At 69.1% G+C, this 18,845-nt stretch carries 14 protein-coding genes; 6 read left to right on the plus strand and 8 right to left on the minus strand.

The annotated features are described in order from the left end of the window. Nucleotides 1–53: 53 nt before the first annotated feature. The 4 genes from A3A5_RS0101095 (at nucleotide 54) to A3A5_RS0101110 (ending at nucleotide 4,493) form a co-directional block, all read left to right on the plus strand. On the plus strand, nucleotides 54–1,544 hold the full coding sequence (locus tag A3A5_RS0101095; RefSeq protein ID WP_018308821.1) for an MATE family efflux transporter: 1,491 nt from the start codon (nucleotides 54–56) through the stop codon (nucleotides 1,542–1,544). 446 nt (nucleotides 1,545–1,990) lie between these two features. Beyond that, entirely contained in the window at nucleotides 1,991–2,452 is a 462-nt protein-coding gene (locus tag A3A5_RS0101100) for a tripartite tricarboxylate transporter TctB family protein (protein WP_018308822.1), read from the plus strand. A gap of 12 nt (nucleotides 2,453–2,464) precedes the next feature. Next, nucleotides 2,465–3,967, plus strand: a complete 1,503-nt coding sequence (locus A3A5_RS0101105; RefSeq protein ID WP_018308823.1) for a tripartite tricarboxylate transporter permease — start codon at nucleotides 2,465–2,467, stop codon at nucleotides 3,965–3,967. Nucleotides 3,968–4,190: 223 nt separating this feature from the next. After that, entirely contained in the window at nucleotides 4,191–4,493 is a 303-nt protein-coding gene (locus A3A5_RS0101110) for a helix-turn-helix transcriptional regulator (RefSeq protein ID WP_018308824.1), read from the plus strand. 98 nt (nucleotides 4,494–4,591) lie between these two features. Here the strand turns inward: A3A5_RS0101110 and A3A5_RS0101115 are convergent, their stop codons facing one another. The 8 genes from A3A5_RS0101115 to A3A5_RS0101150 form a co-directional block, all read right to left on the minus strand. Beyond that, entirely contained in the window at nucleotides 4,592–5,371 is a 780-nt protein-coding gene (locus A3A5_RS0101115; protein WP_026200336.1) for a DUF4397 domain-containing protein, read from the minus strand. Nucleotides 5,372–5,709: 338 nt separating this feature from the next. Next, nucleotides 5,710–6,729, minus strand: coding sequence for a diguanylate cyclase domain-containing protein (locus A3A5_RS0101120; protein WP_018308826.1), 1,020 nt, complete (start codon nucleotides 6,727–6,729; stop codon nucleotides 5,710–5,712). 54 nt (nucleotides 6,730–6,783) lie between these two features. Then, complete coding sequence (locus tag A3A5_RS0101125; RefSeq protein ID WP_018308827.1) at nucleotides 6,784–7,803, minus strand: chemotaxis response regulator protein-glutamate methylesterase; 1,020 nt, start codon at nucleotides 7,801–7,803, stop codon at nucleotides 6,784–6,786. Further along, nucleotides 7,800–10,055 (minus strand): hybrid sensor histidine kinase/response regulator, encoded by a 2,256-nt coding sequence (locus A3A5_RS0101130; protein ID WP_018308828.1) that lies wholly within the window; start codon nucleotides 10,053–10,055, stop codon nucleotides 7,800–7,802. The genes A3A5_RS0101125 and A3A5_RS0101130 overlap by 4 nt, the downstream gene beginning before the upstream one ends. Continuing rightward, on the minus strand, nucleotides 10,052–10,738 hold the full coding sequence (locus A3A5_RS0101135) for a chemotaxis protein CheW (protein WP_018308829.1): 687 nt from the start codon (nucleotides 10,736–10,738) through the stop codon (nucleotides 10,052–10,054). The genes A3A5_RS0101130 and A3A5_RS0101135 overlap by 4 nt, the downstream gene beginning before the upstream one ends. Beyond that, complete coding sequence (locus A3A5_RS0101140; RefSeq protein WP_018308830.1) at nucleotides 10,731–11,999, minus strand: CheR family methyltransferase; 1,269 nt, start codon at nucleotides 11,997–11,999, stop codon at nucleotides 10,731–10,733. The genes A3A5_RS0101135 and A3A5_RS0101140 overlap by 8 nt, the downstream gene beginning before the upstream one ends. Beyond that, nucleotides 11,996–12,472 carry a chemotaxis protein CheW gene (locus A3A5_RS0101145; RefSeq protein WP_018308831.1) on the minus strand — a complete coding sequence of 159 codons (477 nt, stop codon included), beginning with the start codon at nucleotides 12,470–12,472 and terminating at the stop codon, nucleotides 11,996–11,998. The genes A3A5_RS0101140 and A3A5_RS0101145 overlap by 4 nt, the downstream gene beginning before the upstream one ends. 18 nt (nucleotides 12,473–12,490) lie before the next feature. Next, the gene (locus A3A5_RS0101150) at nucleotides 12,491–14,107 is read right to left on the minus strand and encodes a methyl-accepting chemotaxis protein (protein WP_018308832.1); all 1,617 of its coding nucleotides are present in this window, start codon (nucleotides 14,105–14,107) and stop codon (nucleotides 12,491–12,493) included. Between the two features lie 284 nt (nucleotides 14,108–14,391). On the opposite strand from A3A5_RS0101150, the gene A3A5_RS0101155 reads away from it, so the two are divergent. Next, nucleotides 14,392–15,720 (plus strand): bifunctional diguanylate cyclase/phosphodiesterase, encoded by a 1,329-nt coding sequence (locus tag A3A5_RS0101155; protein WP_018308833.1) that lies wholly within the window; start codon nucleotides 14,392–14,394, stop codon nucleotides 15,718–15,720. A 287-nt stretch (nucleotides 15,721–16,007) separates the two neighbouring features. Continuing rightward, nucleotides 16,008–18,839: a DUF6600 domain-containing protein gene (locus A3A5_RS37475; RefSeq protein WP_018308834.1), complete on the plus strand. Its 2,832-nt coding sequence runs from the start codon at nucleotides 16,008–16,010 to the stop codon at nucleotides 18,837–18,839. The last annotated feature ends 6 nt before the right edge of the window (nucleotides 18,840–18,845 follow it).

Here is an 18,845-nt window from a genome sequence, read left to right on the forward strand (position 1 = left end):
TTGCCGCCTCCGGGCAGGAATAGACTGGGCGGATTTCCCATGCGCGACGCCTCATGAAGCCAGACGCCAGACTGACCACCGGCCCGATCGGCCGCACCCTGCTGCTGTTCTCGCTGCCGGTGCTCGGCAGCAACATCCTGCAGTCGCTGAACGCCTCGATCAACTCGGTCTGGGTCGGCCGCTTCCTGGGCGAGGCCGCGCTGACGGCAACCTCCAACGCCAACATCATCCTGTTCTTCCTGCTGGGCGTGGTGTTCGGCATCAGCATGGCCAACACCATCATGATCGGCCAGGCCGTGGGTGCGCGCGACCTGGACGAGGCGCGCCGCGTGGTCGGCACCAGCACCACCCTCTTTGTCGGGCTGTCGGTGCTGGCCTCGGCGCTGGGCTATTTCTATACACCGGTCATCCTGGCGGCGATGCACACGCCGGAAGACGCCGCGCCGCTGGCAGTCAGCTATCTGCGCATCATCTTCCTGGCGCTGCCGTTCATGTACTTCTACAACTTCGTGATGATGACGCTGCGCGGCGCGGGCGATTCCCGCACGCCGTTCTGGTTCATGCTGTTGTCCGTCGTGCTGGACGTGGTGCTCAACCCGGTGCTGATCTTCGGCGTGGGCCCGATCCCGCCGCTGGGCATCGCGGGCTCGGCGCTGGCCACGCTGATCGCGCAGCTGGTGAGCCTGGCGGCGATGATGGTGCTGCTGTACCGGCGCCGCCATTTCCTGCTGCTGCACCGTGGCCAGCTTGCACTGCTGCGGCCCGATCCGGCAATCCTGCGGGCGCTGGTGGTCAAGGGCTTGCCGATGGGCCTGCAGATGGTGGTGATCTCGTCGTCGGCGATCGTGATGATGGCGCTGGTCAATGCCTATGGCTCGCAGACCACCGCCGCCTACGGCGTGGCCTCGCAGTTGTGGACCTATGTGCAGATGCCCGCGCTGGCGGTAGGCGCGAGCGTGTCGTCGATGGTGGCGCAGAACGTCGGTGCCGGGTTGTGGCAGCGGGTGTCGCGCATCACGCGCGTGGGCCTGCTGATCAATGTGGTGATGACCGGTGCGCTGGTCGCGCTGATCTATCTGTTCAACCGGCATTCGCTGGGGCTGTTTCTGGGCACCGACGGCGTGGCCATCGGCATCGCGCAGCATATCAATGTGGTGGTGCTGTGGTCATTCATCCTGTTTGGCTTCACCATCGTCATCTTCGGCACGGTGCGCGCCACCGGCGCAGTGATGGCGCCGCTGGTGATCCTGTTCCTGTCGATGTGGGTGATCCGGTTGCCGTTCGCGTGGGTGCTGGGCCCGCGCATCGGCGCCGAGGCGATCTGGTGGAGCTTTCCGCTGGGCTCGGTGGTGTCGCTGGTGCTGGCGGCTGGCTACTACCGCCTCGGCAACTGGCGCCGCAGCCATATCCTGCCCACCGTGCCGCACCCGGCGGAAGCCGTGGGGCTGGCGCCCGACACCAGCATGGGAACGCCCTGCGAAGATGCGGGCGAGGTCGTCGAGGAGACGGCTTCGGCAACGCCCGAGCCCGAAGGCGTGCGCTGACCGGCAGCGGCCCGTCATCGTGCCGCCGGCTTTGAAAGCCATTCGAAAGACCGGTGTGTCATCGTGTCACCGCTGGCACTCCCTCCCAGCGCACGCGTCGCCAGCCCAGCCAGAGCAGGCGCGCGTCTTTCCGGCCGCGCCTTGCCTTGATGCAAGCGCGCGCGCCGTCTTGTTCGTCTGACATTCCCGCCGACTTTACTCCCGGATTCTTCACGAATAGATACATCACGTTGTGATGTATCTATTCGTGCGCATCGATTGGATTTGCCTTGTTTTTAAGGGCGATCGGTGAATACCCCTAAACCAAGACAAATGAAAGGCACCTGAAAGATCACGTCTCTAAGGTTCGGGTCAACCGTCGGGGAGCATGCCTTGTGCATGTTTTGCCGCGCCCGAGCCAGTGCGCCCCCCGGCACGGCATTTCGTGAACTTTGAGGAGAATCGTTTTGCGCATACGCAGCCAAAAGGACTTTGCCTCCGGCCTGATGTTCGTTCTGGTCGGTCTGGGCTTTTCCTGGGTCGCTCGCGGCTATTCCATGGGAACAGCCGCCAAGATGGGACCCGGATATTTTCCATTCCTGCTGGGACTGGTGTTGGCCTTGCTTGGGGCGGTGGTGCTGCTGGCCTCGCTGTCGTCCGGGGGTGAGGAAGACCATCTCGCCCGCTGGGACCTGAAGACGCTGCTATGGATCCTCGGCTCGGTGGTGCTGTTCGGCCTGCTGCTCAAGCCGCTGGGCATGGTGCTGTCGGTGTTCGTGCTGGTGATGGTGTCGTCGATGGCCAGCCATGAGTTCAGCTGGAAGGGTGCGCTGCTCAACGCCGTGGTGCTGGTGCTGATCAGCCTTGGCGCATTCGTCTACGCCATCAACCTGCAGATGCCGGTGTGGCCGGCCTTCATCACCGGTTAAGGAGCGCCGACCATGGAATTGATTGATCACCTTGCGCTGGGCTTTTCCACGGCCCTGTCGCTGCAGAACCTGGCCTACGCCTTCCTGGGCTGCGTGCTGGGTACCCTGATCGGCGTGCTGCCGGGCCTGGGGCCGCTGGCCACCATCGCCATGCTGCTGCCGGTGACCTACACGCTGCCGCCGGTGGCCGCGCTGATCATGCTGGCCGGCATCTACTACGGCGCCCAGTACGGCGGTTCGACCACCGCCATCCTGGTGAACCTGCCGGGCGAATCGTCCTCGGTGGTGACAACCATCGACGGCTACCAGATGGCGCGGCGAGGGCGCGCGGGCGTGGCACTTGCCACCGCCGGTCTCGGCTCGTTCTTCGCCGGCTGCGTGGCGACGCTGATCCTGGCCGCCTTTGCCACGCCGCTGTCGGAACTGGCGTTCAAGTTCGGCCCTTCCGAATACTTCTCGCTGATGGTGCTGGGCCTGATCGGCGCCGTGGTGCTGGCTTCGGGCTCGCTGCCGAAGGCGGTGGCCATGATCGTGCTGGGCCTGCTGATGGGGCTGATCGGCACCGACGTGAACTCGGGCGCCGCGCGCTTTTCGTTCGACGTGCCGGAACTGACCGACGGCATCGACTTCGTGGCGCTGGCCATGGGCATGTTCGGCTTCGCGGAAATCATCGCGAACCTGGAGCAGAAGGAAGCCCGTGAGACGTTCACCGATAGCGTGACGAACCTGTGGCCGACGAGGGAAGACTTCAAGCGCATGATCCCGGCCGTGCTGCGCGGGACGTTCCTGGGCTCGGCCCTGGGCATCCTGCCGGGCGGCGGCGCGGCGCTGGCCTCGTTCGCGGCCTACTCGCTGGAAAAGAAGACCTCGAAGTACGCGCATGAATTCGGCAAGGGTGCGATCGAAGGCGTGGCCGGTCCGGAGTCGGCCAACAACGCCGCGGCGCAGACCTCGTTCATCCCGCTGCTGACGCTGGGCATTCCGCCCAACGCGGTGATGGCGCTGATGGTCGGTGCCATGACCATCCACAACATCCAGCCCGGCCCGCAGGTGATGACCAGCAACCCGGCGCTGTTCTGGGGCCTGATCGCCTCGATGTGGATCGGCAACCTGATGCTGATCATCCTGAACCTGCCGATGATCGGCGTGTGGGTGAAGCTGCTGACCGTGCCGTACCGCTTCCTGTACCCGGCGATCCTGGTGTTCTGCGGCATCGGCGTGTACTCGGTCAACAACCAGACCTTCGACGTGTTCATGGCTGCGGGCTTCGGCATCATCGGCTACCTGTTCCTGAAGCTGCGCTGCGAACCGGCACCGCTGCTGCTGGGCTTCGTGCTGGGGCCGATGATGGAAGAGAACTTCCGCCGCTCGCTGCTGCTGTCGCGCGGTGACTTCAGCGTGTTCGTGACGCGTCCGCTGTCGCTGGGTCTGCTGGTCGCAGCCGCTGCGCTGGTTGCAGTGGTGGCGCTGCCGTCGATCAAGGCCAAGCGCGAAGAAGCGTTCCAGGAAGAATAGCGCCACGCGCGCTCCCCGGAGTGGCGCCGGCCTGGCTCATGCCAGACGGCGCACGCAACGCAAGCAAACGGGGTGCCTTCGCGCACCCCGTTTGCTTTCGCGGGCCGTTCGCGCTCTCGCGTGCGCCCGCCAACAAGACCAGAGAGTGCCCGACTGCGGCAGCAGTCATGGGCTGCGCATGATGATCAGGATTCCCGCACCGTCGGGTGCGCCGACAGCGCCCATGAAACCGCCTATCTTTGACCGGTTTTTCTCACGTATCTATGTGCTCAAGCTCGTCCAGTCGAGCCCGTCCACGGTCCTGAGCCTGGTCGACCGGCTGCGCGAGCGCGGCATCGACAAGAATATCCGCTCGTTGCGGCCGATCCTGCGCAGCCTGATGATGGCGCGGGCCATTACTGCCGAGCTGGTTGAAGGCAGTGGCCGCGTTTATTGCATCACCGAGCAGGGGCGGGCGGAGCTGGAGGCTTATATATCGCACCTGGCGGTGCTGAAGGCGGAGCTGGAGCCGGGGGAAGAAGAGTAGGGGGCGGTCAGCCGCCACCCCTCAAACAAAAAAGGCCGATCCTTTGGACCGGCCTCCTGCATGCTGCCCGCCTGCCGCAGGCAGCTGCAAGCACCCTGTTACTGCGTTACGAGCTCAAGCCCAGCCTGCGACTCATCATCGCCACGTGCCACCAGCACCTTGATCTTGTTCGGCGTGAGCCCGCCGATGCCGTCCACCGGGATCGTGGTGATCAGCCAGTCGGCATTGTTGGCAAGTGTCAGCGCGCCGGAATCGAAGATCACGGTCTTGGTCCCCGCAGTGGTGATGCGCAGGCGGTAGGTGGTGTTGCCATCCACGTCGATCGAGTCGGCGCCCGAGGCTGGCACAGCCTGCTTGTAGCCCACGCTGGCGAAGGTCGGGCCCACCGAGTTCAGGTCGATGGCCGGCATGGTCAGGTAGATGTCAACGTTCTGCGCATTGAACGAGGCGTTCAGGCTGCGCACGCGTGCCTTGGTCGACAGCAGGCCCTTTTCGAAGGGGTCGTCAATGGTCAGTGTTTCCGCGGCGGTCGCGCCGGGCAGTGCCACTACCGTGTACTTGTGGCCAGTGGCGGCAATGATGGTGGCGCGGCCGATTTCGGTCTGCGTGCCGGTGCGGTTGAACGAGATCAACTGGTTGCCGGTCTCCACGTTGAAGTAGGTGGAGACGAACTTGTAGGGCTCGTTCACGAACTTGGTCAGCACCCCGTTCTGCAGCACGTCGACATTGGGGCCGCCGGTGATGGCGTGTATCACGCGGACGCTCGGCTTGCTCAGCCCGATGCGGTCGCCGAGATCGTCGTCACCGCCGCCGCAGGCCGACAGCACCGCCGTGGCGGCCAGCGCCAGGCCTATCAAAAGTGTCTTGGATCGGAACATGGATCACCTCTTACCGTTCATTGGATTCAGGGACGTGCTGGCCCATGCCCGCGCGGGGGCGCCGGTAGCGAGGCCAGTTCGCTATCTGCTTGCTTGGCGTGCAGGCGCGGCAAAGCGCTTGCCGTGATGCAACGATAGGTATCAACCCAGGGGCGAGACAGACGCGGGGTTCCTAATCGTTTGTCGGACGATTCCGACAAGCGATGACGCGTGCGTGCGCGGGGGGCAGCCAGGCCAGCAGGCGCGGCGCCCGGCGGACGTGGGCGGGGCAGGTGGCGCGGTTGGCCGGGTGGCTGCCAGTGTGTAACTGGTTGTTGCTGCTGTGCTGCCGCAGTGACTCAGTCTTGCGACATCATTACCTGGTTGCGCCCATTGCGCTTGGCCTGGTAGAGGCCTGCATCGGCTGCTTCCACCACCTGGCTCGGCGGCTGGTCCGGCTGGGGTACCAGCACGGCGCCGCCGATGCTGACGGTGACACAGTCGGCGGTGGGGGAGCCGCTGTGGGCAATGGCCAGTCCCTGCACTGCGCGGCGCACCTTCTCGGCCAGCAGCCGCACGCCGCCGGGCGAGGTCGCCGGCAGCACCATGGCGAATTCTTCACCGCCGAAGCGCGCGGGCAGGTCGGTGGCGCGCACGCAATTGTCGCGGATCACCGTGGCTACGCGGCGCAGCACCTCGTCGCCGGCGACGTGGCCGTAGGTGTCGTTGTAGGCCTTGAACGCGTCGACATCGATCATCAGCAGCGCCACCTGGGTCTGCTCGCGCAGCGCGCGGCGCCATTCCGCGCTGAGGTATTCATCAAAGTAGCGCCGGTTGGACAGGCCGGTCAGGCCGTCTGAATTGGTCAGCCGCTGCAGCTCCAGGTTGGTTTCCAGCAGCTGTTGCTGGCTTTGCCGCAGCGCGCGATAGGCTTCGTCGCGCTGCAGCTGGTTCAGGTACGAGCGCGAGTGGTAGCGGATGCGCGCAATCAGCTCGATGCTGTCGGGCAGCTTGACCAGGTAATCGTTGGCGCCGGCGGCAAATGCCGCACCCTTGGTCGCGGCTTCTTCCTTGGTCGACAGCACAATGATCGGGATATCGCGCGTGGCGGGGTTCTCGCGATAGCGCTGCACCAGCGTCAGGCCGTCCATGCCCGGCATGACCAGGTCCTGCAGGATCACGGTGGGCTTGGTGCGCTGCGCCACCGCCACGGCCTCATCGGGCTGCGAGCAGTAGTGGAAGTCGATGTCGGGTTCGGTGGAGAGCGCGCGGCGCACCGCTTCGCCGACCATGGCCTGGTCGTCCACCAGCAGCACCATGGCAAGGTAGCCCTTGTCGGCTGCGGGCGCTTCAGGTTGGTTGGGTGATTCGGGTTGCATGTTCAATTCCTGGGTGTCACGGTCCCGGTCCCGGCCGGGACGGATTGCATTGGGTCAAAGCAGCACGGTGCCGCCGCATGCCTGTACCAGCCGCGGCGCAATGCGCGGCAGCGCCAGGATCTCCGCCGCCGCGCCCATGGCTGCGGCGGCCTTGGGCATGCCGTACACGGCGCTGGTGGCGCGGTCCTGGGCGATGGTCAGAAAGCCGCGCTCGCGCATCGCCTTCAGCCCCAGCGCGCCGTCGCGGCCCATGCCGGTGAGCAGCACGCCGATCACGTCGCCGCGCCAGTGCTCGACCACGCTTTCGAAGAACACATCGATGGAGGGGCGGTACAGGTAGTCGCAGGGCTGCTCGGTGTAGGCCATGCGCGTGGGGCCGGCCAGGCGCAGGTGGTCGTTGGTGCCGGCCAGCAGCACCGTGCCGGCCTGGGGCGTGTCGCCGGCGCGGGCAATGCGCACTGGCAGCGCACACTGGCCGTCGAGCCAGTCGGCCATGCCGGCGGCAAAGGCCTCGTCCACATGCTGCACGGTGACCACCGCGGCGCCGAAGTCCGCCGGCAGCGCGCCCAGCAGGGTGGCCAGCGCGGCCGGGCCGCCGGCGGAGGCGCCGATTGCTACCAGGCGTGGTGCGGCCACTGCGCGCGGCGCCGCCGTCAGCGTGTGCTGCGGGGCCACCCGGCCCGCCAGCAGGCGGCCGATATTGCGCAGCTTGCGCAGCAGCGGCCCGGCGGCAAGCTGCGCGTCGGGTTCGGCCAGCGTGGGGGTGTCGACCGCGTCGATGGCGCCGTGGCCCATCGCGTCGAACACCTGCGAGGCGTTGCGGCCCAGGTCCATGGTCACCACCACGATCGCGCAGGGCGTCGCGGACATGATGCGCCGGGTCGCCTCGACGCCGTCCATGACTGGCATCAGCAGGTCCATCAGGATCAGGTCCGGGGTCTGGCGCGCGGCCATCTGCACCGCCTGTTCGCCGTCGCCGGCGATCCAGGCGATCTCGAACGACGGATCCAGCGCAAGCGCGCGGCGCAGCGCGGCTACCGCAAGCGCCGAGTCATTGACGATGCCGATTTTCATGGACGTGCCTCGCCGATCAGGTCCTGGACCGCGTCGAGCAACGCGGCGTCGTGGAAACTGCCCTTGGCCAGATAATAGTCCGCGCCGGCCTCCAGCCCGCGCTGGCGGTCCTGTTCGCGGTCCTTGTATGACACCACCATCACCGGCAGCTGCCGCAGCGCGGCGTCCTGGCGGATCCGGCGCACCAGCTCGATGCCGTCCATGCGCGGCATGTCGATATCGGTGATGACCAGGTCGAAGGGCTCGGCGCGCAGCACGTTCCAGCCGTCCATGCCGTCGACCGCCACCGCCACATCATAGCCGCGCCCGGCCAGCAGCTTGCGCTGCAGCTCGCGCACGGTGAGCGAGTCATCCACCACCAGCACGCGCCGCGCGCGCGCCTGGACGCTGGCCACGGCCGCCTGCCGCACGCCTTCGATGCGGCCCTCGGAGACCAGCTTCTCGACCGAGCGGATCATGTCCTCGACATCGAAGATCAGCACCGGCGTGCCGTCGTCGGTGAGGCTGCCGGCGGCGATGTCGCGGACCTTGCCCAGTGCCGCGGGCAGCGGCTGCACCACCAGCAGGCGCTCGCCCAGCATGCGGTCGACGGCAATGCCATAGATGCGCTCGGCCTCGCCGATGACCACCACCGGCACTTGCTCGCGCACATTGGCAGCGTCAGCCTCGGGGCGTTGCAGCACCTGCGTCGCGCTGACCAGCCCGATGGCGCGGCCTTCGTGGCGGAAATGCTGGTGCCCTTCGGTCTGCTCGATCTCGCTGCGCGCCACCGCGGCCGCGCGCAGCACGCGGCCCAGCGGGAAGGCATAGGCTTCGCCCGCGACCTCCACCAGCAGCGTGCGCACTACCGACAGCGTCAGCGGCAGCTCCAGCCGGAAGTGCAGGCCCTGGCCCGGCTGCTGCGTCAGGCGCAGGCTGCCGCGCACGCGGCGCACCATCTCCTGCACGGCATCCAGGCCCACGCCGCGGCCGGAGACCTCGGAGACCGTGTCGCGCATGCTGAAGCCCGGCAGCAGCAGGAAGTCGAGCAGCTCTGCCTGCGACAGCCGCGCCGCGGTCTCTTCGGACGCCAGCCGCCGCCGCACGATAGCGCGGCGCAGGGCATCCAGGTCAACGCCCGCACCGTCGTCGAAGATCTCGATGACCAGGCGGCCAGCATTGTGGCGCGCCTGCAGCGTGACGCGGCCCTCCGCCGGCTTACCCTGCGCGGCGCGCACCTCGGGCGGTTCGATGCCGTGATCCACCGCGTTGCGCAGCAGGTGCGCCAGCGGCGCGTCCAGCGCTTCCAGGATATCGCGGTCCACCTGCGTGCCGGCGCCGATCAGCGCCAGGTGCGCCGGCTTGCCCAGCGTGCGCCCGAGGTCGCGCACCATGCGCGCATAGCCGGTCAGCGCGTCCGCCAGCGGGCGCATGCGCGAGGCCAGGGCGCTGTCATAGAGCCGGCGCGCCAGCCGCGTGGCGCGGTGATCGTATTGTTCGAACTCTTCCAGCCGCGCGGCCAGCTGGTCGTGGCCTTCGTCCAGCAGCTGGCGCAGTTCGGCCAGTGCGGTGTATGCAGCCGCGCCCGCGTTGCCGTCCGGTGCGTCCTGCAAGGCTTCCTGCAGTGCATCGGCGGCGCGCAGTGCGCGTGCCTGTTGCCGCCTTGCTTTCTGCAGCGAGGCGCCGAAGGGGCGCAGCCAGTGCGACTCGACCATGGCCTCGCCGGACAGCGCCAGCAGCTGGTCAAGCGCATCGGCATTCACGCGCAGCATGCGCTCCTGCGTGTCGTCTGCCGGTATCGCGGGCGCTGGTTCCGGTAACGAGGGCGCGGCCGGCGCTGGTGGTGCCAGTCCGACCGGCGCCCCGGCACCGCCATCGACCGTGCCCAGCCGATGCACCACTGCATCGATCTCGGCGCGGCCCGCATGCTCGGCCCAGCCCGGATCGCCGCCGGGCGGATGGCCGATGCGCAGCAGCAGGTCGGTGCCTTGCAGCAGCGCGTCGATATGCGCTGCGGTCAGCGGCATGCCGCCCTGTGCGGCGACCAGGCAGTCTTCCATGGCGTGTGCCACCCGCACGCCGCCATCGAGCCCGACGATGCGGGCCGCGCCCTTGAGCGAGTGGGCGGCACGCATGCAGGCTTCGAGCTGCTCGGCGGCTGCCGGGTTGCGCTCCAGCGCCAGCAGGCCGGCATTGAGGACTTCGGCCTGGGCATCGGCCTCAAGCGCGAACAGTTCCAGCAGCGAGGCATCGCGCAGTTGCTCGGGATTCATGCCAGGCTCCTGGCCAGCGCCTGGCGCACCAGTGCGGCATCGAGCAGCCCGACGCTGCGGCCCTGGTCAAGGAAGAGCGCCTGCGTATAGCGCGCCGACGCCCGCGCAAGGGTGGCGGGCAGCGGCTGCAGCGCGGGCGCCGGCACGCGGGCGATGCCGGACACCTCGGCTACCGGCAGCGCGATCGCGGCGCGCCCCTGCCCGAGGATCAGGAAGCGGCTGCTGCCGGCACTTTCACCGGCACCCGCGTCGAACAGCCGGGCCAGCGACAGGCAGGCCAGCAGGTTGCCGCGCACCGCGGCCAGTCCCAGCACGGCGGCATCGCGCCGGTGCGGCAGCGAATGGATCGGGCAGGGAGCGGTGACTTCGCCCAGCGCAGCGGTGGGCAGGGCCAGCCACTCATCGCCGATGCGGAAGACCAGGCAGGCCAGCGCGGTGCCGCGTTCGGCCGGCAAGGCCCCGTTATCGTCGGTGAGCGTGGCGGCATCGGGCAGTGCGTCCGGCTCGACGTCCAGCCGTTGCGCGTCCAGCAGCATGGCCGCGGCCTGGGCGTAGGCCGGGCAGTTGCGGCAGTGCGCATGCTCGGCCAGCGCGGGGCATGAGCCGTCGCCGCGCACGCCGATGCGCCGCCAGCAGTCGTCGACGTTTTCGGTGCGCAGGAGAATGCCTTGGGGCTCAGCCATGGTGCTTGCGGGTGTGGCGTTGCGCGCGCTGGCGCAGGCGCATGGCGCCGTCGTGATCGCCTTCGGTATCGAGCAGCGCGGCCAGGTGGTACAGGCTTTCCTGGTGCGCCGGGTCCAGGTACAGCGCCTTGCGGTAGGCGGCATGGGCCTGCGCGGTGCGGCCGGCGGCGTCGTGCAGCACGCCCAGCATGCAATAGGCGTCGGCATTGGCATCCGGGGTGCGCTCGAGCAGCGCCAGGCAGGCGGCGGTGGCGGCCTCCAGCTCGCCGCGGTCGGCCTGGGCGGCAATGGCAGCCAGCGCGGCGCGCTGATCGTTGCCAGGCGCGGGCGCTGCGGGCAGCGGCGGGGGCGTGACTGGGGCAGGCCGCATCGAGGCTGGTGGCCTCGGCAGCCGTGGCGGTGCGGCCATGCGGGGCGGCTGGGCCGCGTGCACTGGCACACGCGGCGCCGCCCTGGCGGCTGGCACGGCGGACGGCTTGCGGAAGGCAAAGGTCAGCGGCAAGCCGACCGGCTCCAGGCCCTGCGCGCTCAGCATGCTGGCCTCGGCCGGCCCGACAAAGAGCAGGCCGTCGGCGGCGGCCAGCCGCGCCAGCGTCCGCACCGCATGCCGCTGCCCCGGCGCGTCGAAATAGATCAGCAGGTTGCGGCAGAACACGAAGTCATAGGGCGGCTCGCCGGCCAGCAGGCCGGGATCGACCAGGTTGCCCTGCAGCAGCCGCACCTGCGCGCGCACGCGTGCATCCAGCACATAGCCGGTGGGCGTGGCCGTGAAATAACGGTCGCGGAAATCCAGCGGCGCGCTGCGAAAGGCGTTGGCGCCATATTCGCCCTGGCGTGCACGGGCCAGCGCGCGCGCGCTGATGTCCATGGCATCGATGGCAAAGCGGCTCGCCGGCACGCCCGCATCGAGCATGGCTATGGCGATCGAGTAGGGCTCTTCGCCGGTGGAGCAGGGCAGGCTCAGCACGCGCAGCGTGCGCCTGCCGTCGGCAAAGGCGCGCTCGGCGGCAAGGCGGCCCAGCGCCAGCAGCGCTTCGCGATGCCGGAAGAACCAGGTCTCGGGCACCACCACGGCCTCGATCAGCGCCTGGAATTCATCGGCGGTGCCGTGCAGCAAGTCCCAGTAGGCCTGGGTGTCCGGCGCCTGCCGTGCCTGCTGGCGCTCACGCACGGCGCGTGCCACCGCGCCGGTGCCGATGGCGCCCGCGTCCAGGCCGATGCGGGCCTTGAGCAGGGCCTCGATGTGCGTGGCAGTGCTCATGGCGCGGCCTCCCCGGCGGGGTCGGCAAACAGCATGGCATGGACGTCGTCCGGCAGCAGGGCATTGACCCGAACCCACTGCAGCAGGCCGCGCGCGTCGTGCCGCACCGGCCCGAGGTAGCGCGGGCTGGCCCCGGCGATGCCGCCGTCGACAAACGATTGCGCCGGGCAGCGCAGCGTCTGGGTGGCCGATTCCAGGCGCAGGCCCAGCAGCCGGCTGGCCTCGCCGCCATGGCGGCGGTAGTGGACCAGCACCGTGCGCGTGCTGGTGCGCAGCGCCGCCGGCACGCCGGTGGCCAGCGCCGGCAGGTCGATCACCGGCACCGGCTGGCCGCGGCGCTCCATCAGGCCCGCCACCCAGGCCGGCGCGCCGGGGATCTGCTTGAGCCGCGTGAGCGGCAGCACCTCGGCCACCTCGGCGGCATCGAGCGCATAGTGGTCAGCGCCAAGGCGGAACAGCAGGAAGAGTTTCATGGCGGCGGGGCGCAGGCCCTAGACCTTGAAGCGCGATACGCCGCTGCGCAGGTCGTTGGCCACCAGCGTCAGTTCGTCGATCGCCTGGCTCGACTGGCGCAGCGACTCCACGGTCTGCTGCGCGGCCTCGGACAGCTGCATCAGCGCCTGGTTGATCTGCTCGGCGCCGCCGGCCTGGGCCTGCATGCCCTCATTGACCATCAGCACGCGCGGCGCCAGCGATTGCACCTGCGCGATGATCTGCGACAGCTGGTCGCCCACCTGCGTGACCTCGGACATGCCGCGGCGCACTTCCTCCGAGAACTTGTCCATGCCCATCACGCCCGCCGACACCGCCGACTGGATCTCGCGCACCATCTGCTCGATATCGTAGGTGGCCACCGCGGTCTGGTCGGCCAGGCGGCGGATCTCGGTCGCCACCACGGCGAAGCCGCGGCCGTATTCGCCGGCCTTCTCGGCCTCGATCGCGGCGTTCAGCGACAGCAGGTTGGTCTGGTCGGCCACCTTGGCGATGGTGGTTACCACTTGGTTGATATTGCCGGCCTTTTCGTTGAGCGTGGCGAGCTTGGCATTGACCGAGCCGGCGGCGTCCATCACATGCTGCATGGTGCCTTCCATGCGCGACAGCCCCACCTGGCCGGTGCCGGCCAGCCCGGCTGCCTGCTCGGCGGCGCTCGAGACTTCATGGATGGTGCGCACCAGGTCGCGCGCGGTGGCCGAGATCTCGCGCGAGGTCGCGCCGATCTGCGTCGTGGTGGCGGCGGTCTCGGTGGCGGTGGCCTGCTGCTGGCGCGCGGTCGCGGCGATCTCGTTGACCGAGGTAGTGACCTGGATCGCGGTGCGCTGTGCCTGGCCCACCAGCGAGGTCAGCTCGCCCGTCATCTGGTTGAAACCTTCCTCCACTTCGTGGAATTCGTCCTTGCGGCGCAGCGCCATGCGCAGGCGCAGGTCGCCGCCGCGGATGCCGGACAGCAGGTTGACGATCGACTGCATCGGCACCGTGATCGCGCGCAGCAGCAGGTAGCCGCAGATGAGGGCGACCACCAGGGCCACGATCAGCGCCGCTTCGATGCCGGTCTTGGCTGCACTGACGGCATCGTCGATGCCCCGCGCCGCCCGCGAATTGACCGCGCTGTTGTCGTCCACCAGGTGCTGGGCCGCCTTGCGCGCCTCGACCCAGTGGTCATGCGCCTCGCCGCGCAGCGCTGCCGCGGCGGCGGCGCCGTTCCACTCGCCCTGGTGGGACAGGATCTGGGAGGCCTGTTCGTAGCGCGCGCGCATGTCCCGATAGGCCTTGAAGGCGATGCGGTCTTCGTCGCGCGTGATCGAGGTCTCATACTGCTGCTCGAGCTTGTCGAGGCGGCCGGCGGCGTCCTGGCTTTGCTGCTGGAAGCCGCGGCGCTCAGCCGGGTCGGCGGCATTGATGGTCTGCCACGCCAGCACATAGCGCTCGCCCCAGACGCCACGGATGCCGGTGCTGTAGTTCAGCCCGGGCAGCGCGTCCTGCAGCATCAGCGTGGTTTCGCGTTCAATGGCGCTCAGGCGGGTGTAGGCGACAACGCCCATCAGTGCCATGACAAGCAGGATCAGCGAGAAGCTTGCCAGGATGCGCGTGCGGATGGTCCATTCGTTCACGGTGAGGTGCCGGTGAGGTTCTTGTTCAGGAGCGGCCGTTCCCCGCAAAGCCGCCTCAGGGGCGCCGCTCCGGGCAAGCAGGAGGTTGCGGGGCGGCGGGGGACGGCCCGATGCGCGGTAGGGTACTGTAAGCCGGGAGCCGATTCAACGCGCAATGCGGCGCCGTTGCGCCGCCGCATAGTTGTTCCCGCCACAATCGGAACTGCTTGATTTTTTCCAAGTTTTCGTCACACTTGCTAAATTGCTAGCAGGTAACAATGTCGACAATTACAGATGGGGCAGGGATGGTGGCCAAGTCGGGGGCGAAGGCGACTGGCGCCTCGCCAGGCTCGGATCTCGATCCGCTGACCGGCGTTGACAATCGCCAGGGATTTCTGAAGCGGCTGGAGGCACGCCTGCACAGCGAGGCGGTGCCCCGCTGTGCTTTGCTGTTGATCGGCATTGACGATTTCCGCGCCTTCAACGACATGCACGGGCATGCCGAAGGCGACCTGATCCTGCAGCGCGTGGCCCGCCGCGTGCGCGACGCCTCGCCGCGCGACGCCGCCATTGGCCGCATCGGCAGCGACGAGTTCGGTGTGTTGCTTCCCTCCATTGCCGATCCCACGCTGGTGCGCCATGTTGGTGCGGCAATCCTCTCGATGCTGTCCTCCCCGCATGAGAACGCAGGTCGCCGCCACCATGTGCTGGCCAGCATCGGCGCCTGCGTGATCCCCGCCGCCGGCGAACAGGGTTCAGACGTACTGGCCGCGGCCAGCCTGGCGCTGGCCCGCGCCAAGCACGACGGCGGCCGCACCATGCGCTTCTTCAAGCCGCAGATGCGCTCGGACGTGACCACGCGGCTGTCGCTGGTGCAGGCGTTGCACGAAGCCTATGCCCAGCGCCAGTTCGAGCTGCTGTACCAGCCGCAGGTCGACCTGCGCGACGGCCGCGTGCACGGTGCCGAGGCGCTGATGCGCTGGCGCCATCCAACCCGCGGGCTGCTGGCGCCCGCCGCCTTCATCGACGCGCTGGCCGGCAGCAGCATCGCCAGCGATGTCGGCATGTGGCTGCTGCAGACCGCCTGTGCCCAGGCGCGCGCGTGGTCGCTGGCCTTTCCCCAGCCGCCGCGGGTGGCGATCAACCTGTTCGCGGCCCAGCTGTCCGAAAGCCGGCTGCTGACCGAGGTGCGCCACGTGCTGCGCGCGCTGGAACTGGCGCCGGACTGCCTGGAGATCGAGATCACCGAAACCATCGCGCTGCAGCAGGGCGACGAGGTCGCGGACCAGTTGCAGGCGCTGCGCCGCGACGGCGTGACGCTGACCTGCGATGACTTCGGCACCGGCTATGCCTCGCTCAGCTTCCTGAAGTCGTTCCCGGTGGACCGGCTCAAGATCGACCAGTCCTTTATCCGCAACGTGACCGAAGACCCGGTCGATGCCGCAATCGTGCGCTCGGTGATCAACGTGGGCGCAAGCCTGCACATTGGCGTGGTCGCCGAAGGCGTGGAAACGCCCGAGCAGCGCGACTTCCTGCTGGCCAACGGCTGCCATGAGGCGCAGGGCTACCTGTACGGCCGCCCGATGCCGGCCGAGCGCCTGACTGAAATGCTGCGCCAGCAGTCCGGCCGCTGAGCCGCCTCTGCTCCCGGTTTCGCCCCCCCTGTCAGGGAAGTTGTTTCCACCTTTGACGGCGAGCCTGCCCGTCCCGGGCACCCGCTGACCCCCCGCCCGCCCGCAGCCTGCCTGGGATAGCGCGCCGGCCTGCGCTGCACTGCCGCATGGCGAAATACGAACTTACAAAGTCTGCCGCGCCGGGCGTGCCGCGGCATCCCGGGGCAATGTATGGTGACATTAGGGTTGCCGCTGACATCGGCCGGCCGCCCCCATGCGTTATGCCTTTTGTCCCGGTCCTGACTTCCATGTTCGATTCTTCCCAATCTGTCCCCCGTGCTCGTGGCCAATTCCGTGGCAGGCTGGCGCTGACGGCCCTGGCCGCAGCCGCCGGCCTGGCGGTGGCGGCTGCTGCACTGGCCCAGGTGCCCGCCGGCCCCCCCGGCGAGGCCTATCTCGATGCGCCGGGGGCTGATGCCCCGATCCAGCAAGCCGATCCTTCCTCGCGCATTGCCACGCTGACCGCTGTCGACGGCAACCTCAGCTTTGCGCCGGCAGGCTCGGACGACTGGGCTGCCGCAGGCCTGAACCGGCCCGTCACCACCGGCGACCGGCTCTGGCTGGACCATGGCGGCCGTGCCGAGCTGCATGCCGGCACGGTGGCGGTCCGGCTGGGCGGCGCCACCGCGGCCAGCATCCTGAACCTGGACGACAGCGCCACGCAGGTCAAGCTGACCCAGGGCACGCTGCAACTGCGCGTGCGCGCGCTGCCGCCGGGCCAGACAGTCGAGGTCGACACCCCCAACCTGGCCTTCGTGCCGCGTGAGCCGGGCGACTACCGGCTGGACGTGGCGCCGGACGGCAGCACCACCACCGTGACCATGCGCCACGGCAGCGCCGTAGTCTATGGCGACAGCCGCTCGATCGAGCTGCAGCGCGGCGACCGCATGCGCTTTGCCGGCACCGACCTGGCCGACGCCGGTGGCGGCGGCGCGCCGGAAGACGCCTTCGACCGCTGGACCGCGGCACGCGACGCGCGCGAAGATGCCTCGCCGTCCGCCCGCTACGTGCCGCGCGAGATGCCGGGCTACGCCGCGCTGGACGGCTATGGCGACTGGCAGGAAGACCCCGGCTACGGCGCGGTCTGGTTCCCGCGCGTGGTCAGCGCCGGCTGGGCACCGTACAGCGCCGGGCACTGGGCCTGGATCGCCCCGTGGGGCTGGACCTGGATCGATGACGCGCCCTGGGGTTTCGCGCCGTCGCACTACGGCCGCTGGGCCTATGTGGGTTCGCGCTGGGGCTGGGTGCCGGGCCCGCGCGTGCGCCCGTGCTACGCCCCCGCGGTGGTGGCCTTTGTCGGCGCCAGCGGGCCGAACTGGAGCGTGCGCGTTGGCAGCGGGCCGGGCGTGGCCTGGTATCCGCTTGGGCCGAGCGACGCGTACCGGCCGGTCTATCGTGCCAGCCCGACCTATGTCGCCCGCATCAACCGTGTCACGGTCAACAACATCGTGATGGGCGACCGCCGGCCTGCGCCTTACGCCAACCGCAACGTGCCCGGCGCCATCACCGGCATGCCGGCACGCAATTTCGTCGAAGGGCGCCCGGCGCGCGGCATGCATCGCGACGAATGGCGCAACCTGCCGGCCGGCGAGGCCAGGGGGGCGCCGCCGGTGGCGCCGGTCAAGGGCAGCCTGGTGGGATCGGCCCCGATGCGGCCGCTGCCGCCGCAGGCCCGCCATGGCTTCGAGCGCGAGGCCATCGCCGCCCGCGCGCCGGGGCGGCCCGCCACGGACGACCTGGCCCGCCGCTTCGCGCGCGAGGGCGGGGTTGTGCCCGGCGCCGGCCCTGCCTGGCGCGGTGGCAATGAACGGCGGCCCGGGCGCGACGTGCAGCGGGCTCCCGATGTGCGCATGAGCCAGGCGGCCATCGCCGCGCGCGACCAGGCGCAGCCGCGCGCCGGCCGCGGCGATGCCGATGGCCCCGCACGTGGCGATCGCGGTGATCGCAACTATTCGAACGCCCCGGGCGAACCCTGGCGCGGCAACGGCCGCGGCCAGAGCAGCCGGCCCGACGAAGCCCGCGGCTTTGTTGGCCAGCCGGGCGGACCGGCCGACGCGCAACGGCAGGCGCAGGGGATGCAGCGCGAACCGCAGCAGGCTTTGCAGCGCCAGCAGATGGAACAACAGCGCGCGCTGCGCGAGCAGCAGCGGCAGGGGCCAGATCTGCAGCGGCAACAGCAGGAGGCCCAGCAACGCGACGCCCAGCAACGCCATTGGCAGGACCAGGCCCGCGACCAGCAACGCCAGCAGGATCAGCAGCGCATGCAACAGCGCCAGTGGGCGGATGGGCAGGACCGTCCCGATCCGGGGCGGCAATCGCAGGAAATGCAGCGGCAGCGCTTTGAGCAGCAACGCCAGATGCAGGAGACCCAGCAGCAACGGCAGATGCAGGAAGCGCGGCAGCGCCAGGCGCAAGACGCCCAGCGCCAGCAGATGGAGCAACAGCACCAGTCCGAAGCCCAGCAGCAACGGCAGATGCAGGAATCGCGGCAACGCCAGGCGCAAGACATCCAGCGCCAGCAGATGGAGCAACAGCGCCAGTCCGAAGCCCAGCAACGCCAGGCCGCCGACCAGCAGCGCCAGCAGGTGGAGCGCCAGCGCCAGATGGCCGAGCAGCAGCGGCAGGGCCAGGAGATGCAGCGCCAGCGTTCCGAGCAGCAGCGGCAAATGCAGGAGGCCCAGCAGCGGCAGGCCGAGGCGGCCCAGCGCCAGCAGATGGCGCAGCAGCGGCAGATGCAGGAGCAGCAACGCCAGGTGCAAGAGCAGCAACGGCAGCAGGCCATGCAGCGCCAGCAGGCGGAACAGCAGCAGCGCCACATGCAGGAGCAGCAGCGTGCGGCGCAGGAGCAGCAGCGTGCGGCGCAGGAGCAGCAGCGTGCGGCGCAGGAGCAGCAGCGTGCGATGCAGGAGCAGCAGCGGCACCAGCAGGACCAGCAACGGCAGATGCAGGAGCGCCAGCGGCAGCAGATGGAGCAGCAGCGCCAGCAGCAACAGCAGCAACAGCAGCAGCAACAGCGCGCCCAGAACGAACGCGGCCAGATGGAAGCGCGCAACGGGCGCGACGGCGATCGCCGTCAGTAGCGCGGC

It is taken from the genome of Cupriavidus sp. UYPR2.512 (genome assembly GCF_000379565.1).
In the GTDB taxonomy this organism is placed as follows: domain Bacteria; phylum Pseudomonadota; class Gammaproteobacteria; order Burkholderiales; family Burkholderiaceae; genus Cupriavidus.

What these genes read in the sequence shown, in the direction of transcription:
- A3A5_RS0101115 (WP_026200336.1), bottom strand. Translation starts at nt 5,371, where the DNA reads ATGTTCCGATCCAAGACACTTTTGATAGGCCTGGCGCTGGCCGCCACG.
- A3A5_RS0101130 (WP_018308828.1), bottom strand. Translation starts at nt 10,055, where the DNA reads ATGAATCCCGAGCAACTGCGCGATGCCTCGCTGCTGGAACTGTTCGCG.
- A3A5_RS0101145 (WP_018308831.1), bottom strand. Translation starts at nt 12,472, where the DNA reads ATGAAACTCTTCCTGCTGTTCCGCCTTGGCGCTGACCACTATGCGCTC.
- A3A5_RS0101135 (WP_018308829.1), bottom strand. Translation starts at nt 10,738, where the DNA reads ATGGCTGAGCCCCAAGGCATTCTCCTGCGCACCGAAAACGTCGACGAC.
- A3A5_RS0101155 (WP_018308833.1), top strand. Translation starts at nt 14,392, where the DNA reads ATGGTGGCCAAGTCGGGGGCGAAGGCGACTGGCGCCTCGCCAGGCTCG.
- A3A5_RS0101095 (WP_018308821.1), top strand. Translation starts at nt 54, where the DNA reads ATGAAGCCAGACGCCAGACTGACCACCGGCCCGATCGGCCGCACCCTG.
- A3A5_RS0101140 (WP_018308830.1), bottom strand. Translation starts at nt 11,999, where the DNA reads ATGAGCACTGCCACGCACATCGAGGCCCTGCTCAAGGCCCGCATCGGC.
- A3A5_RS0101110 (WP_018308824.1), top strand. Translation starts at nt 4,191, where the DNA reads ATGAAACCGCCTATCTTTGACCGGTTTTTCTCACGTATCTATGTGCTC.
- A3A5_RS0101120 (WP_018308826.1), bottom strand. Translation starts at nt 6,729, where the DNA reads ATGCAACCCGAATCACCCAACCAACCTGAAGCGCCCGCAGCCGACAAG.
- A3A5_RS0101125 (WP_018308827.1), bottom strand. Translation starts at nt 7,803, where the DNA reads ATGAAAATCGGCATCGTCAATGACTCGGCGCTTGCGGTAGCCGCGCTG.
- A3A5_RS0101105 (WP_018308823.1), top strand. Translation starts at nt 2,465, where the DNA reads ATGGAATTGATTGATCACCTTGCGCTGGGCTTTTCCACGGCCCTGTCG.
- A3A5_RS37475 (WP_018308834.1), top strand. Translation starts at nt 16,008, where the DNA reads ATGTTCGATTCTTCCCAATCTGTCCCCCGTGCTCGTGGCCAATTCCGT.